This is a genomic window from Kitasatospora sp. NPDC022785 (assembly GCF_055561295.1).
Genome location: NZ_JBVHHB010000001.1, coordinates 445,169 through 459,342 on the forward strand (window position 1 = coordinate 445,169; position 14,174 = coordinate 459,342).

Annotated in this window: 11 protein-coding genes and 1 pseudogene; 7 read left to right on the forward strand and 5 right to left on the reverse strand. The window is 75.0% G+C overall.

From position 1 onward, the window contains the following. Positions 1–10 precede the first annotated feature (10 nt). The 3 genes from treZ to glgX form a co-directional block, all read right to left on the reverse strand. Complete coding sequence (treZ, locus tag ACZ3YO_RS01925; RefSeq protein ID WP_465563524.1) at positions 11–1,756, reverse strand: malto-oligosyltrehalose trehalohydrolase; 1,746 nt, start codon at positions 1,754–1,756, stop codon at positions 11–13. Then, positions 1,753–4,260, reverse strand: a complete 2,508-nt coding sequence (gene treY / locus ACZ3YO_RS01930; protein WP_465563527.1) for a malto-oligosyltrehalose synthase — start codon at positions 4,258–4,260, stop codon at positions 1,753–1,755. Before treY ends, treZ begins: the two co-directional genes overlap by 4 nt. Positions 4,261–4,329: 69 nt before the next feature. Then, positions 4,330–6,477, reverse strand: a complete 2,148-nt coding sequence (gene glgX / locus ACZ3YO_RS01935) for a glycogen debranching protein GlgX (protein ID WP_465563529.1) — start codon at positions 6,475–6,477, stop codon at positions 4,330–4,332. Positions 6,478–7,012: 535 nt separating this feature from the next. Here glgX and ACZ3YO_RS01940 point away from each other — a divergent pair. The 4 genes and pseudogenes from ACZ3YO_RS01940 (at position 7,013) to ACZ3YO_RS01955 (ending at position 10,859) form a co-directional block, all read left to right on the forward strand. Next, positions 7,013–8,290 (forward strand): SAV2148 family HEPN domain-containing protein, encoded by a 1,278-nt coding sequence (locus ACZ3YO_RS01940; protein WP_396319264.1) that lies wholly within the window; start codon positions 7,013–7,015, stop codon positions 8,288–8,290. A gap of 57 nt (positions 8,291–8,347) precedes the next feature. After that, positions 8,348–8,512 (forward strand): annotated as a pseudogene (locus tag ACZ3YO_RS01945) (GNAT family N-acetyltransferase); the annotation flags it as partial. Positions 8,513–8,796: 284 nt separating this feature from the next. Beyond that, on the forward strand, positions 8,797–10,053 hold the full coding sequence (gene efeB, locus ACZ3YO_RS01950; protein WP_465563532.1) for an iron uptake transporter deferrochelatase/peroxidase subunit: 1,257 nt from the start codon (positions 8,797–8,799) through the stop codon (positions 10,051–10,053). Positions 10,054–10,157: 104 nt separating this feature from the next. Continuing rightward, positions 10,158–10,859 (forward strand): exonuclease domain-containing protein, encoded by a 702-nt coding sequence (locus tag ACZ3YO_RS01955; protein WP_465563535.1) that lies wholly within the window; start codon positions 10,158–10,160, stop codon positions 10,857–10,859. A 69-nt stretch (positions 10,860–10,928) separates the two neighbouring features. On the opposite strand, the gene ACZ3YO_RS01960 is transcribed toward ACZ3YO_RS01955, so the two are convergent. Beyond that, positions 10,929–11,471: a hypothetical protein gene (locus tag ACZ3YO_RS01960; RefSeq protein WP_465563538.1), complete on the reverse strand. Its 543-nt coding sequence runs from the start codon at positions 11,469–11,471 to the stop codon at positions 10,929–10,931. A gap of 335 nt (positions 11,472–11,806) precedes the next feature. On the opposite strand from ACZ3YO_RS01960, the gene ACZ3YO_RS01965 reads away from it, so the two are divergent. Together ACZ3YO_RS01965 and ACZ3YO_RS01970 are read left to right on the forward strand one after the other, a co-directional pair. Further along, complete coding sequence (locus tag ACZ3YO_RS01965; protein ID WP_465563541.1) at positions 11,807–12,565, forward strand: MerR family transcriptional regulator; 759 nt, start codon at positions 11,807–11,809, stop codon at positions 12,563–12,565. Between the two features lie 38 nt (positions 12,566–12,603). Beyond that, entirely contained in the window at positions 12,604–12,777 is a 174-nt protein-coding gene (locus tag ACZ3YO_RS01970; RefSeq protein ID WP_465563544.1) for a hypothetical protein, read from the forward strand. 167 nt (positions 12,778–12,944) lie between these two features. Here the strand turns inward: ACZ3YO_RS01970 and ACZ3YO_RS01975 are convergent, their stop codons facing one another. Further along, the gene (locus ACZ3YO_RS01975) at positions 12,945–13,535 is read right to left on the reverse strand and encodes a polysaccharide deacetylase family protein (protein WP_465563547.1); all 591 of its coding nucleotides are present in this window, start codon (positions 13,533–13,535) and stop codon (positions 12,945–12,947) included. Here ACZ3YO_RS01975 and ACZ3YO_RS01980 point away from each other — a divergent pair. After that, entirely contained in the window at positions 13,522–13,980 is a 459-nt protein-coding gene (locus tag ACZ3YO_RS01980) for a hypothetical protein (protein WP_465563550.1), read from the forward strand. The genes ACZ3YO_RS01975 and ACZ3YO_RS01980 overlap by 14 nt on opposite strands. Positions 13,981–14,174 lie beyond the last annotated feature (194 nt).

Here is a 14,174-nt window from a genome sequence, read left to right on the forward strand (position 1 = left end):
GCCGCGCGCGTCAGACCCGGACGATCGCGACCGAGTGGGCCTCCAGCTCCGCCGCCGTACCGGCCAGGGCGCACGGCCCGAAGGACGCCACCACCTCCCGGCCCTTCGCCCCCAGCGGCAGCCCGGCGGCGGAACCGGACAGGTTGACCGCCACCCGGTACGGCCCCCGGTGCACCACCAGCCACCGGGCCGCCTCGTCGTGGACGACCCTGACGGCCGAGAGGTCCGGGTCGGCCAGCTCCGGCCGTTCGCGTCGTAGCCGGATCAACGCCCGGTACCAGGCGAGCAGTTCGGCGTGCGGGGCGCGCCTCGGCTCGGTCCAGTCGAGGACCGAGCGCAGTACGGTGGCCGGCTCCTGCGGGTCCGGCACCTCCTCCGCCTGCCAGCCGTGCTCGGTGAACTCCCGCCGCCGGCCCTGCCGGACGGCCTCGGCGAGGCCCGGGTCGGTGTGGTCGGTGAAGTACTGCCAGGGTGTGGTCGCGCCCCACTCCTCGCCCATGAACAGCATCGGGGTGAACGGCGAGGTGAGCACGAGCGCCGCCCCGCAGGCGAGTCGGCCGGGGTCCAGGCTCGCCGAGAGCCGGTCGCCGAGCGCCCGGTTGCCGATCTGGTCGTGGGTCTGGAGGTAGCCGAGCAGCCGGTGCCCGTGGGCGGGCGGGAACGGGCGGCCGTGGCTGCGGCCGCGGAACGAGGACCAGCCGCCGTCGTGGAAGAAGCCGCGGGTGAGCGCCTTGGCGACCGCCGACAGCGGTGCGACCGCGAAGTCGCCGTAGTAGCCCTGGGATTCGCCGGTGAGCGCGGTGTGCAGCGCGTGGTGGAAGTCGTCGCTCCACTGGGCGGTGAGGCCCTGGCCGCCCGCCTCGCGCAGGGCGGTGGTGCGGGGGGAGTTGGCGTCGGACTCGGCGACCAGGAACAGCGGCCGGTTGGTGGCGATCGCCAACTTCTCGACCTCGGTGGCGAGTTCCTCCAGGAAGTGGACGGCGCGGTCGTCGGCGAGCGCGTGCACCGCGTCCAGCCGCAGTCCGTCGATCCGGTAGTCGCGCAGCCAGGCCAGTGCGCTGCCCGCCAGGTAGGCGCGCACCTCGTCCGAGCCGGGCGCGTCCAGGTTGACCGCCGATCCCCACGGGGTGTGGTGCCGGTCGGTGAAGTACGGGCCGTACGCGGGCAGGTAGTTGCCGGACGGCCCGAGGTGGTTGTGCACCACGTCCAGGATGACGCCGAGGCCCTTGCGGTGCGCGGCGTCGACGAAGCGCTTGAGCCCCTCCGGCCCGCCGTAGGGCTCGTGGACGGCCCAGAGCGAGACGCCGTCGTACCCCCAGCCGTGCCGGCCGGGGAACGGGCAGACCGGCAGCAGCTCGACGAAGTCCACGCCCAACTCGACCAGGTGGTCGAGGTGGTGGGCGGCGGCGTCGAAGGTGCCGGCGGCGGTGAAGGTGCCGATGTGCAGCTCGTACAGGACGGCGCCGGGCAGCGGACGGCCGCGCCAGCCGGTCCGCGACCAGCGGAACGCGGCGTGGTCGACGGCCCGGCTGGGCCCGTCCGGGCCGTGCGGCTGCCGGGGCGAGCGCGGGTCGGGCAGCGCCGGGCCGCCGTCCAGCCGGAACGCGTAGTCCCCGGCGGGCGCCTCGCCGCGCCACCACCCGGCCCTCGCCCCGTCCCGGGCCAGCGGGTGGCGGGCGCCGCCGACCTCCACCTCGACCAGCTGGGCCGCCGCCGGCGCCCACACCTCGTACGTCCGCAGCTCCGGCAGAGTCACGCGTCGCCCTTCCTGGTCTTCCCGGTCTTCCTGGTCAGCAGCGCCACCGGGGAGGCGGCCAGCAGGTCGGCCACCGGTACCGTGCCCGCCGCGAACCGGCGCCCGGTCAGTTCGTCCGTCCACCCGCCGCCGGCCGGCAGCTCCACGGCGGTGTCGTGCCAGCCGCCGGCCCGCTCCAGGCCGTACGGCAGCCGGGTGACCGCCGTGACCACGTCGTCCCCGCGGGCGAAGGCGAGCAGGTGGTCGCGGGAGTGGCCGCCGGCGGTCAGCGGGCGGTAGGCGCCCAGCGGGCGGGCCCGGCGCAGGTGGAGAGCGGCCGCGGTGAGGTGCAGCTTCTCCCGGGCCAGGTCGCCCGGGCGGGGCGTGGCCGAGTCGGTCAGCCGGACGGCGAGCGCGCCGAGGTCCACCACACCCCGGTTGTCCGGGTCGACCAGGGTGTGGAGCGGCTCCTCGCTGCCCTGGTAGAGGTCGGGCACGCCGGGCACGGTGAGGTGCAGCAGGGCGGCGGCGAGGGTGTTGGAACGGGCGTACGGCGCGAGCGTCCGGACGTACCCCTCGATCCGGGGGAGCAGGCCGGGGTTGCCGTACACCGCGTGGGCGCGTTCGGTGAGGTCCTGTTCGTAGCCGCTGTCCGGGGACGTCCACGAGGTGCGCAGCTTGGCCTCGCGGGCCGCCTTGAGCAGCGCGGTGACCAGCCGCTCGGGGGTGATCGGCCAGGCCGCGACCAGGGTCTGCCAGAGCATCCAGTCGCCGTCCCGGTCGCCGCCGGGGCCGGCGGCGGTGGACCAGGCGGCGGCTTCGGCGGCCCAGGCGTCCGGCTGCTCGGCGAGGACGGCGAGGCGGGCGCGGGCGTCGGCGCTGCGCTTGGTGTCGTGGGTGGAGAGCACCGTCATGGTGGCCGGCCAGTGGCGTTCGACGTAGTGGCACCAGGCGTGGAAGTCCTCCGGGAGCAGGCCCGGCCTGGCCGGCTCGCCGCCGACCTCGTTCAGGCTCAGCAGGGCGTTCCAGCGGTAGAAGGCGGTGTCCTCGACGCCCTTGGCGGCCACGGCGGCGGCGGTCTGGGCGAAGCGCACGCAGAACTCGTCCTTCTCGGGGCCGGTGCCGAGCCGGCCGAGGGCCAGCTCCGCGACCAGCCGGTCGGACGGGTCGGCGGAGCCGTCGAGCGCGGCCCGCAGCTGCTCCGCCGAGACCGCCGGCACGGGCTCGCCGGGCCTGGCGTACGGCCGGTACGCCGGGTAGCCGGTGAGCACCCGCTGCAGGGCGTCGCGCAGCTGCCAGGGTGCGTGGTCCGCGTGCGCGGGCTCGGCGGCGCCGATCCGGACGGCGAGCCGGACCAGCCGCTCGACCTCGGCGGCGAGCTCGCCCCGGGGCCCGGTCATGTCGGCCCGCCCGCGCCGGGCGGCCGCGACGGCCGGGTGCGGGTCGGCGCAGGGCTCGCCAGCGGGTGCGGGGCCGCCGAGGAAGTGCTCGTAGCGCCCGGCCAGCCGGCCGGCGCCGGCGTGGTCGGTGAGCACGCCGTCGATCCGGCGCAGCGCGTCGTACCCGGTGGTGCCCGCGCACGGCCAGTCGGCGGGCAGGCGCTCGTCGCCGGTGAGGATCTTCTCCACCACCGTGTACGCGCCGCCGGTGGCCTCGGCGAGCCGCCGAAGGTAGCCGCGCGGGTCGGCGAGGCCGTCGGGGTGGTCGATCCGGAACCCGTCGAGGACCCCGTCGCGGTGCAGCCGCAGCAGCACGTCGTGGGTGGCCTCGAACACCTCGGGGATCTCGACCCGGACGGCGATCAGCTCGTTGACGGTGAAGAAGCGCCGGTAGTTCAGCTCGGTGCGGGCCAGCCGCCACCAGGCGAGCCGGTACCACTGCCGGGCGAGCAGCTCCGCGAGCGGCAGGCCCTCGGTGCCGGGCCGTAGCGGGAGGGTGTGGTCGTGGTAGCGGAGCACCGGTCCGGGGCCGCCGGCGGGCGCCCCCGTGCCGACCACGGTCAGCTCACCGGAGGAGAGCACCGCCCCGAGCCGGTCGCCGAGCAGCGGCAGCAGCACCCGTCCGCGTTCCGGGGCGTCCGTCGGCCCCGGCTGGGCCGCCCAGTCGATGTCGAACCAGCGCGCGTACGGCGAGTCGGGGCCGTCCCGCAGCACGTGCCAGAGCGGCTGGTTGAGCTGCTCGGGGACGGGGACGGCCATGTGGTTGGGCACCACGTCGGCGATCAGCCGCAGGCCGTGCCGGTGGGCCTCGGCGGCCAGCGAGCGCAGCGCGGGCTCACCGCCGAGCTGCTCGCTGATCCGGCCGTGGTCGACGGTGTCGTACCCGTGGGTGGAGCCGGGGGCGGCCTCCAGCAGCGGGGAGAGGTGCAGGTGCGAGACGCCGAGGGCGGCGAGGTAGGGCACGCCGGCGGCGGCGTCGCGGAGGGTGAAGCCGGGCTGGAGCTGGAGCCGGTAGCTGGCCGACGGTGGTGGGGGCGGGGGAGTAGCGGCCGGGCGGGGCTGCGCGGGCTCGGCGGCGGAGGTCATGTGTCCATGAGTACCCGCGCGAGCCCGCCGCCAAGACCCGTTGCTGATCCGAACAGGTGAACCCACGCCTCAGGCGGGCCGCTGGAGGACCATCAGCGAGCGGTCGGTGAGCCAGAGGGCGTCGCCGGCCTTGACCCGGGGGCCGGTGCCGGGGGCGGGCAGCCTGGGCTGGGCGGTGTCGACCACGACCTGCCACTCCTGCCCGTGGCCGGCCGGGACGGTGAACTCCAGCGGCTCGAAGTGGGCGTTGAACATCAGCAGGAAGGAGTCGTCGATGATCCGCCCGCCGCGCCGGTCCGGCTCGGAGATGGCGTAGCCGTTGAGGAAGACGGTGAGCGACTTGGCGTAGCTCGCGCCCCAGTTGCGCTTGGTCATCTCCTCCCCGCTGGGGGTGAACCAGGCGATGTCGGTGAGGTCCTCGTAGCTGCCGGCTGCCGGACGGCCGGGGACGGGGCGACTGGAGACCGGGCGGCCGTGGAAGAAGCGGCGGCGCCGGAAGACGGGGTGGTCGCGGCGGAGCCAGATCATGCCCTGGGTGAACTCCAGCAGCCGCGCCTCGGGCCCGTCCTCCTCGGGCCAGTGCACCCAGGTGAGTTCGTTGTCCTGGCAGTAGGCGTTGTTGTTGCCGTGCTGGGTGCGGCCGAGTTCGTCGCCGTGCGAGAGCATCGGCACGCCCTGGGAGAGCATCAGGGTGGCGATCAGGTTGCGTTGTTGGCGGGCGCGCAGCTCCTCGACGGCCGGGTCGGTGCCGGGGCCCTCGGTGCCGCAGTTCCAGGAGCGGTTGAACGATTCGCCGTCCCGGTTGTCCTCGCCGTTGGCGTCGTTGTGCTTCTCGTTGTACGAGACGAGGTCGCGCAGGGTGAAGCCGTCGTGGCAGGTGACGAAGTTGATGGAGGCGATGGGCCGGCGGCCGTCGTCCTGGTAGAGGTCGGAGGAGCCGGTGAGCCGGGAGCCGAACTCGGCGAGCGTGGCGTTCTCGCCGCGCCACAGGTCACGGACGGTGTCCCGGTACATGCCGTTCCACTCCGTCCACAGCGGCGGGAAGTTGCCCACCTGGTAGCCGCCCTCGCCGAGGTCCCAGGGCTCGGCGATCAGCTTGGCCTGGGAGACCACCGGGTCCTGCTGGACGAGGTCGAAGAACGAGGAGAGCCGGTCGACCTCGTGGAACTGCCGGGCCAGGGTGGCGGCGAGGTCGAAGCGGAAGCCGTCCACGTGCATCTCGGTGACCCAGTAGCGCAGCGAGTCCATGATCAGCTGGAGCACGTGCGGGCTGCGCATCAGCAGGCTGTTGCCGGTGCCGGTGGTGTCCTCGTAGAACCGCTGGTCCTGGGCGAGCCGGTAGTAGGAGACGTTGTCCAGGCCGCGCAGCGAGAGGGTGGGGCCGAGGTGGTTCCCCTCGGCGGTGTGGTTGTAGACGACGTCCAGGATGACCTCGATGCCGGCCGCGTGCAGCGCCTTGACCATCGACTTGAACTCCTGCACCTGCTGGCCCCGGTCCCCGGTGGAGGAGTAGGAGGAGTGCGGGGCGAAGAAGCCGATGGTGTTGTAACCCCAGTAGTTGGCGAGGCCGAGGTCGCGCAGCCGGTGGTCGCGGACGAACTGGTGCACCGGCATCAGCTCGATCGCGGTGACGCCGAGCTTGGCCAGGTGCTCGATCACCGCGGGGTGGGCGAGGCCGGCATAGGTGCCCCGGATCTCCTCGGGGATGCCGGGGTGGAGTCTGGTGAGGCCTTTCACGTGGGCCTCGTAGACGACGGTGCGGTGGTAGTCGGTGCGCGGCGGCCGGTCGGTTCCCCAGTCGAAGTACGGGTTGATCACCACCGAGTGCATGGTGTGCGGGGCGGAGTCCAGGTCGTTGCGGCGCTCGGGGGCGCCGAAGTGGTAGCCGTAGACCGACTCGTCCCAGTCGATGGTGCCGCTCATCGCCTTGGCGTACGGGTCCAGGAGCAGCTTGGCGCTGTTGTGCCGCTGGCCGAGGCCCGGGTTGTACGGGCCGTGGACGCGGAATCCGTACCGCTGGCCGGGCTGGATGCCGGGCAGGTAGGCGTGCCGGACGAAGGCGTCCGTCTCGCGCAGCTCGACGGCCGTCTCCGAACCGTCCTCGTCGAGCAGGCAGAGCTCGATCCGATCGGCGCTCTCCGAGAACACCGCGAAGTTGGTGCCGGCGCCGTCGTAGGTGGCGCCGAGGGGGTAGGGCTTCCCTGGCCAGACCTGCATGAGTCCTCAACTTCCTTACGCTGAAGGGAAACTGACAGGTAGTCCGACAATCAGCCCGGACCCCGACGCTCTCTTCCCGGCGGGGTGGCCGGGCATGTGCGGCGGTCGCGCACCGTGACGTACGGCACAGTCCGCATACTCCCCGACGCTTTCCCCGACAGCGGGGCCATTCGGCGTGTGTTCGCCCGAACGGGTGTCCGGCGGGTGTCCGGTGGGCGGTCGGCGGGAGATCGGCGGGAGGGTCGGTGGGAGATCGGCGGGAGGGTCGGTGGGCGGTCGGAGCGGCGCGGCGGGGGCCCGGGGGCGGCGGTGCGCGGAGCGGCGTCCGGGGCGGCCGGGGCGGGTGGTGCGGCCGGGGCCTCCGGCTTTCCCGTCCGCCGACCGGCTGCGGTCGGCTCGCGGCGGGCAGTACCCTTGATCGTCCGGCCGCCCCCGCGCTCGTGGCGATTCATCAGAAGGACCGGCGGGGGCCTTCGGGGCCGGCAGACGAAGCAGACGACGTAGCAGCTCCATCAGGAACCAGGTGAGGTGGCGCATGGTGTTCCCCGCCGGCGGCCGTGGCGGTGGGCCCGGCGGCCCCGACCGGGGCGGCGCCCGCAGCGAGGCCCCGACCGTCGTCATGCGCCCCACCCTGACCGGCCGGGCGCTGGTGCCCGCCCAGAGCGGCCCGGTCGAGATACCCGCCCTCGCCTGGTCCGGCGCCGAGTGGGAGGACGCCTACCAGCGGGTCCGGCTGGCCGGGCGCGCGTACGTCTGGCTCAACCTGGTCGAACAGCGGCTGCGCGCCCTCGTCGACGAGGTGCTGTACCCCATCTACGCGCCCGCCCACGGCGAGGACTGGGTCACCGCCGCGGCCGGCCCCGCCGGCGAGGAGTGGGCCCACCGGGCCGGCGCCGTCCGCGAGGTCAGCCGGCGCAAGGGATACCTGCTCGACCCCGCCGACGACGACCCGCTGGTCTTCCTCACCCTGCCCCAGCTGCGCGAGCTGATGGTCCAGCACTGGCCCTGCTTCGAGCCGTACCTCGCCGACCGCCGCGACATCGAGCTCGCCCTCGACGAACTGGAGGTCGCCCGGCACGTCGTCTCCCGCAACCGCGTCCTCACCCAGACCGTCCTCGCCCAGACCGAACGCGCCGCCGCCCGGCTGCTCGCCCTGCTGGACGGCGGCTCCGGCGGCGTCCCCGCCGACGTGGTCGAGTCGCTGGTGGCCGGCCGGTACGCGGACGTGGTCGCGGTGCACGCCGACCGGGTCCGGCTCCAGCGCGACCTCCCGGTCGAGGACCTGCTGGACGGCGCCCGTCGGCTCGACGCGCTCGGCATCGGCCTCGGCATGCTCTGCCAGAACTACACCGGCAAGCGCCTCGTCCGGCTCGCCACCGACGGCTGCCGGGTCCGGCTGCTCTTCCTCAACCCGGCCAGCAGCGCCGTCCGCCGCCGCGAGCGCGAACTCGGACTCGGGCGCGGCGAGCTGGCCCGCTCGATCGAGATGAACATCATGCACGTCCGCCGGGTCCGCGCCCGGCTGCGCGACCAGGGCGGCTTCGAGATCCGGGTCTTCGACGAGACCCCGCGCTTCACCGCCTACCTGGTCGAGGGCCCGCGCCCGGCCGGCCCGACCGGCGGCCCCCGCCGGCAGACCCGCGACCTCGGCGTCGTCCAGCCCTACCTGCGCCGGGCCCGCGGCATGGAGTCGCCCGCCCTGGTGCTGCGCGGCGGCGCCGGCCAGCAGCCGGGCGGCACGGACGCCGGGCTGCTGGAGGTCTACCGCGAGGAGTTCGAGGGGATCTGGGGGGACTCCCGGCCGGTCTCCTGACACCCGCCGGCCGCCGCGGCGGGGCGGGTCGGTGCGGGCGGCCGGAAAACCACCCGGATGAACAGCGCCCCCGCCCGGACCCTGCGGCCCGCCGGGACCACCGGCGTCGAACCCGTCGCCGGACTGCGCGCCGAGGTCGTGCGCCCCGACCTCGAACGGCTCGGCCGCTACGACGGGCGACGGGTGCGTCAGCGGCTGCGGGACTCCCCCTCCACCCGGTGGACGCCGACCGGGCCGCTGCCCCGGGCCGCCGACCGGGCCGCCGACGAGGCCCTCGCCTAGGCCGGACGGATGGCAACCCGCGGGTATTCGGCCGATGGGCGGTCAGCCGGGGCGCGCGGGCGGGGCGGGGGCACGAGGGGCTTGCTAGCGTCGATTTCATGATCAGCAGGCCGGGTCCCGGTACCTCCGGGGCCTGTGGGCCCGTGATCGCCCTCCCGTAGCCGACGAGCCCCCGCTCAGGCATGCCCGCGCCCGCGCCCGCCCCCGACCCGGAAGGCCGACCGATGACCAGCCCGGACCACCCCGGCGCCTCGCGCCGCAGCTTCGTGCGCACCGCCCTCGGCGCAGGCACCGCTGGGGCGCTCGCCCTCGGCACCGCCCGCCCCGCCGCCGCTGCTCCCGCCGCTCCCGCCGTGCCGCGTTCGGCCGCCGGGCGGATCCCGTTCCACGGCGTCCACCAGGCCGGCATCACCAACCCGCCGCCCGGCTACGGCAGCTTCGTCGCCCTCGACGTCCAGGCCGCCGACCGCGCGGCGCTGGAGACGCTGCTGCACACCCTCACCGACCGGATCCGCTTCCTCACCGCCGGCGGCACCCCGCCCGACCTCGGCCCCGCCGCCGCGCCCGCCGACAGCGGCACCCTCGGCCCAGGCGCCCTGCCCGCCGACGACCTCACCGTCACCGTCGCCGTCGGCGCCTCGCTCTTCGACGCCCGCTACGGCCTCGCCGCCGTCAAGCCCGGGCGCCTCACCCCGATGCGCGACTTCCCCGGCGACGCCCTGCGCCCCGCCGAGACCCACGGCGACCTCTCGCTCCAGATCTGCGCCGAGAGCCGCGACACCGTCCAGCACGCCCTGCGCGACCTGTTGCGCGCCACCAAGGGGGCGGTCCGCCCGCGCTGGCAGCTGGACGGGTTCCAGAACCGCGCCCGCCCCACCGGCGCCGCCCGCAACCCGCTCGGCTTCAAGGACGGCATCGCGAACCCCGACACCGAGTCGGCCGCGCAGATGGACGAGCTGGTCTGGGTCGGCGAGGGCGGCGGTGAACCGCGCTGGGCGGTCGGCGGCAGCTATCAGGTGGTGCGGGCGATCCGCACCCTGGTCGCGCCCTGGGACGAGGCGGCCCTGAAGGACCAGGAACGGATCATCGGCCGCCGCAAGGCCGACGGCGCCCCGCTCGGCCGCGGCAACGAGACCGACGCCCCCGACTACGGCCACGACCCCGACGGTGCCGTCATCGCCCTCGACTCCCACATCCGGCTCGCCAACCCGCGCACCGACGCCACCCGCGACAGCCGCATCCTGCGCCGCGCCTTCACCTACGACCGCGGCCTCGACGAGCACGGCGAGCCCGAGCTGGGCCTCGCCTTCTGCTGCTACCAGCAGGACGTGGCCCGCCAGTTCGAGGCCGTCCAGACCCGGCTCGCGGGCGAGCCGCTGGCCCGCTTCCTGCGGCCCACCGGCGGGGGCTACTTCTACGTCCTGCCCGGCGTCCGGGACGACGCCGACTGGCTCGGCCGGAGCCTGCTCACCGGGGCCTGAACCGGGCCGGCAGGCTGCGTCCGCCCGCCCCAGCGACCGCGTTGTCGGTGGGGCGGGCGATGATAGGGGCTGTTTCGACGAGCAGGACGGAAGGACACACCCCTATGAGCTGGTGGCAGCAGCCACTGGTCGGCTTCGACCTGGAGACCACGGGCACCGACCCGGCCGTGGACCGCATCGTCACGGCCGCCCTCGTGGACACCCTCGGAGCCCGCCGGCTGAGCGCCACCGACTGGCTGCTCGACCCGGGCGTCCCGATCCCCGCGGAGGCCGCGGCGATCCACGGCATCGGCGACGACGTCGCCCGCAGCAAGGGCCGCCCGGCCAAGGAGGCGGTGGACGAGATAGCCGCGGCCCTCTGCGAGCGGCTCGCCGCCAGCCGCCCAGTCGTCGCCTTCAACGCCCCCTTCGACCTCTCGCTGCTCGACGCCGAGTTGCACCGGCACGGCCTGGCCCCGCTCGCCGAGCGCCTCGGCGGGCCGGTCACGCCGGTGCTCGACGCGCTGGTCATCGACCGGGCCGTCGACAAGTACCGCAAGGGCTCGCGCACCCTCCAGCGGGTCTGCGAGGTCTACGGCGTCGAGCTGACCGACGCCCACGAGGCCGGCAGCGACGCCCTCGCCGCCGTCCGGGTCGCCGTCGCCCTCGCCGAGCGCTACCCCACCGAGGTCGGCGCCGTCCCCCTCGCCGACCTCCACGCCCGCCAGATCGGCTGGTACCGCGACTGGGCGGAGGGGCTCCAGGCCTGGCTGCGCCGCGGCAAGGACCCGCAGGCCGTCATCGATCCGCGCTGGCCACTGCGCTGAGCCCCGTCCGGTTCGGGGGCTTGCCCCGGGTGGTGTACCCCGGGTCGTGGTGGACCGGCGGACGGCCGGTCAGCAGAGTACGTAGATGCAGTAGTGCTCGCTGCTCTCCACGAAGCAGTAGGTCGCGCCGCTCTCGGTGATTTCGATGTCGTTGCAGCCGGCATCGGCGCTGAGCAGCGACTGCCCGCCTCCGTGGCACGGGCGGCCCTTCTCCGTGGGCCGTGCCGCGCCCGGACGGCGCCGCACGATGAAGGGCGGCGGAGCCCCGGCGCCGGCAGGGCCGCCGGCGCGGGCGGCGTCGGCCGCTCTGACCTGGCGGAAGGACTCGACCACCACGGACGCGTCCGCCGCCACGGCGAAGTCGTACAGTTCGTCACCGCCGGTGGTCCGTCGGCCGGTCGCGGTACGGCCGCGGACGGCGGCCTCGTCCAGCCAGATGATCGGGTGATCGTCGCAGGGGCACGGGTCCGTCACGCAGACGCACGACTGGATCGGCACGCCACCGGCCGCGCGGAGCGGGTGGTCGTCGGAGACGTCGAGCGGCACACCGGTGAGGGTGGTGGTCGCCGCCCGGGTGAACGCCTTTGTTCGGGCACTTTCGTAACTGGCCATTGTCGCTCCCGGCTGAATTCGGCATGGACGGACCACGCCGCAGACTGGTCGGCCTTGGTCGTTCGTCAACGAATTGAATGGGGAATCGCCTGGGACTGACCCGATCGGATCGCCATTTCACGGTAGCGCCGGGCCGTGCGGTCCGCCTCCCCGTACCGCGCGGCCCAGCCGCCTCCGGCTCTGCCGCAGTGGCGGGCGGCCCGGCGGACGACGGCGAGGAGGGGGCCCGCCCGGGGTGCCCGCTCGGGGCCTGCCCGGGGCCTGCTGATCGGCGCCGAGCCGGCCGGGCCTGCCGGGCTTGCACCTCACGCGACGTCAGGACGCACCATCGGGGTATGGGCATCGACCACACATGGAAGGTCGGGGCGCTCGCCGAGGCGAGCGGACTGACCGTACGCACCTTGCACCACTGGGACCAGATCGGGCTGCTCGGCCCGTCCCGGCGGACCGCCGCCGGACACCGTGAGTACACCGAGCCGGATGTCGTCCGCCTCTACCAGGTCCTCGCGCTGCGACGCCTCGGGCTGGGGCTGGAGACCATCGCCACCTGCCTGGACGTCGGGGTCGACCCCGTCCGGCTGGTGGGCGAGCACCTCGCCGGAGTCGAGGCGGCGATCGCCTCGCTGGAGGCCCTGCGGAGCCGGCTGGCCCACGTCCACGACGAGCTGGCCGCCGAACGGGCCCCGGAGACCGCCACGTTGATCGGCGTGCTCCAGGCGATGGGCGGGGCCGGCCCGGAGGGCGGGCAGGCGCTGCGGCGCCACCTCGACGAGGACCAGCTCCGGGCTCTGCAGGACCGGGCGGCCGCGGTCGGCCCGGGGGTCCACTACCTGGTGGAGGTCGAGTGGCCGGAGCTCTACCGCAGGGCCGAGGCGCTGCGCGTCGCCGGAGTGGAGCCGACGGCGCCGGAGGTGCGGAGGCTGGTGGCGCGGATGGACGAGCTGGGCCGACTGTTCAACGGCGGCGACTCCGGCCTCTCCGGTGCGGTGCGGGCCGCCTGGCACCACGAGCCGGCCGCGATGTCCGGTGATCCCACGGTCCCGGCCGACGCCTGGCACGACCTGACCGCCTACCTCGACCGCGCCCGCGCGTGACCACCCGTTCCCGACCTGCCGAATCCCGAGGAGTCTCCGTGAACCGCCGCCTGCGCATCGGCATCGCCCTGCTCGCCGTCCTGCCCGCCCTGCTCCCGGCCCTGCTCTTCGGCCGGGTCGTGCCGTGGACCGCCCTCCTGGCCCTCCTGCCGGCGTTCGGCGTGCAGGCGTTCATCACCTTCCGCCGGCTCGGCCGGCTCCGGAGGATCTGAGCCTGCCGCCGCCGGCGGTCGGGAGGTGAGGGGGTGGGGAGCCGAGCGGGACCGGGGTGGACCGGGGGAGGCCGGCATCCGGTGCTCGGTGGCGCCGAGCGGACGGCGGGTGGGCCCCTGCGGTGGTCGACTTCGGCCGACCGCAGGGGATGCGGCGGACGAACCGGTCAGCTCACCGGGAAGTCGAAGCGGTAGCCCTGGGCTGCCAGCCAGGGCAGCAGCTGCTTCAGTGCGGCGACGGTCTGGCTGCGGTCGCCGCCGCCGTCGTGCATCAGGACCACGCCGCCGGGCCTGAGTTGGCTCTTCACGGTGGAGACGATCGACGCGACACCGGGGCGGGACCAGTCGCGCGGGTCGACGGACCAGCCGAGCGGGCGCAGGCCGAGGTCGGCGGCGATCCGCTGGTTGTCGGCGGTGAACCCGCCGCCGGGGGCGCGGAACCAGGTGACCTTGGTGCCCGGGCCGCCGGCCTGGACGATCATGTCCTTGCCCTTGGAGATCTCGTACACGGCCCGGTCGTGCGAGAGCGCGGCGAACGGCTGCGGGTGGTCGACGGTGTGGTCGCAGAGCCGGTGGCCGTCGGCGACGATCCGCTTGACCAACGCCGGGTTGGCGGCGGCCTGTTGGCCGACCAGGCAGAACGTCGCCCGCACGCCGTACTGGGCGAGCAGGTCGAGGACCGGACCGGTGGCCGGGCCGGGGCCGTCGTCGAAGGTGAGGGCGACCGTCCGGCCGCCGGAGGCCGTGGAGCTGACCACCGTGGTGGACACCCCGCTCGCGGGCGGCGGGGGCGGGGCCGGCGTCGTGGTGGGCGGACGGGTGGCCGGCGGGGTGGCCGGAGCGTGCGTCGGGCCCTGCGTGGGGCTCTGCGCCGGAGCGTGCGTCGGCGGCTTGGAGGTGCTCGGTGGGGGTTTGGGCGCGGTCGGCTTCGGTGTGCCCGGCGTGCCCGGTGTGTCGGGTTCGCTCGGCGTGCCGGGTGCGCTCGGCGCGGTCGGCGTGGAAGAGGACGGCCCGGCCGAGGTGGGGCCGCCGGGGGAGGAGGCCGGGGCGGCGGGAGACGAAGCCGAGGGCGCCGGGGTGACCGGACCCGACGCGGTGACGCTCGGCTGCGGCTGGAGCGCGCCGTTGGCGGTGCCGCAGGCGGTCAGGCCCAGGGCGGCGGCCACCGCGATACAGCCCGCGACCAGCGGTCGGCGGCGGTGACGGGCGGACGACGAGGCGCGCTGCGAGGTGGCGTGTTCGGGCATGTCTGCGGCTCCTCGGGTGCGGAGGTGATCCCGATCCCCTGGGTCAGGCCGTTTCAGGCTGACTGTCAGATAGGACGCCGATCCGACCACGTCCGGTTGCGCTCCACAAGGACGTCCGCGGGGACGCCCTCAAGGACGCCCGCAAGGATG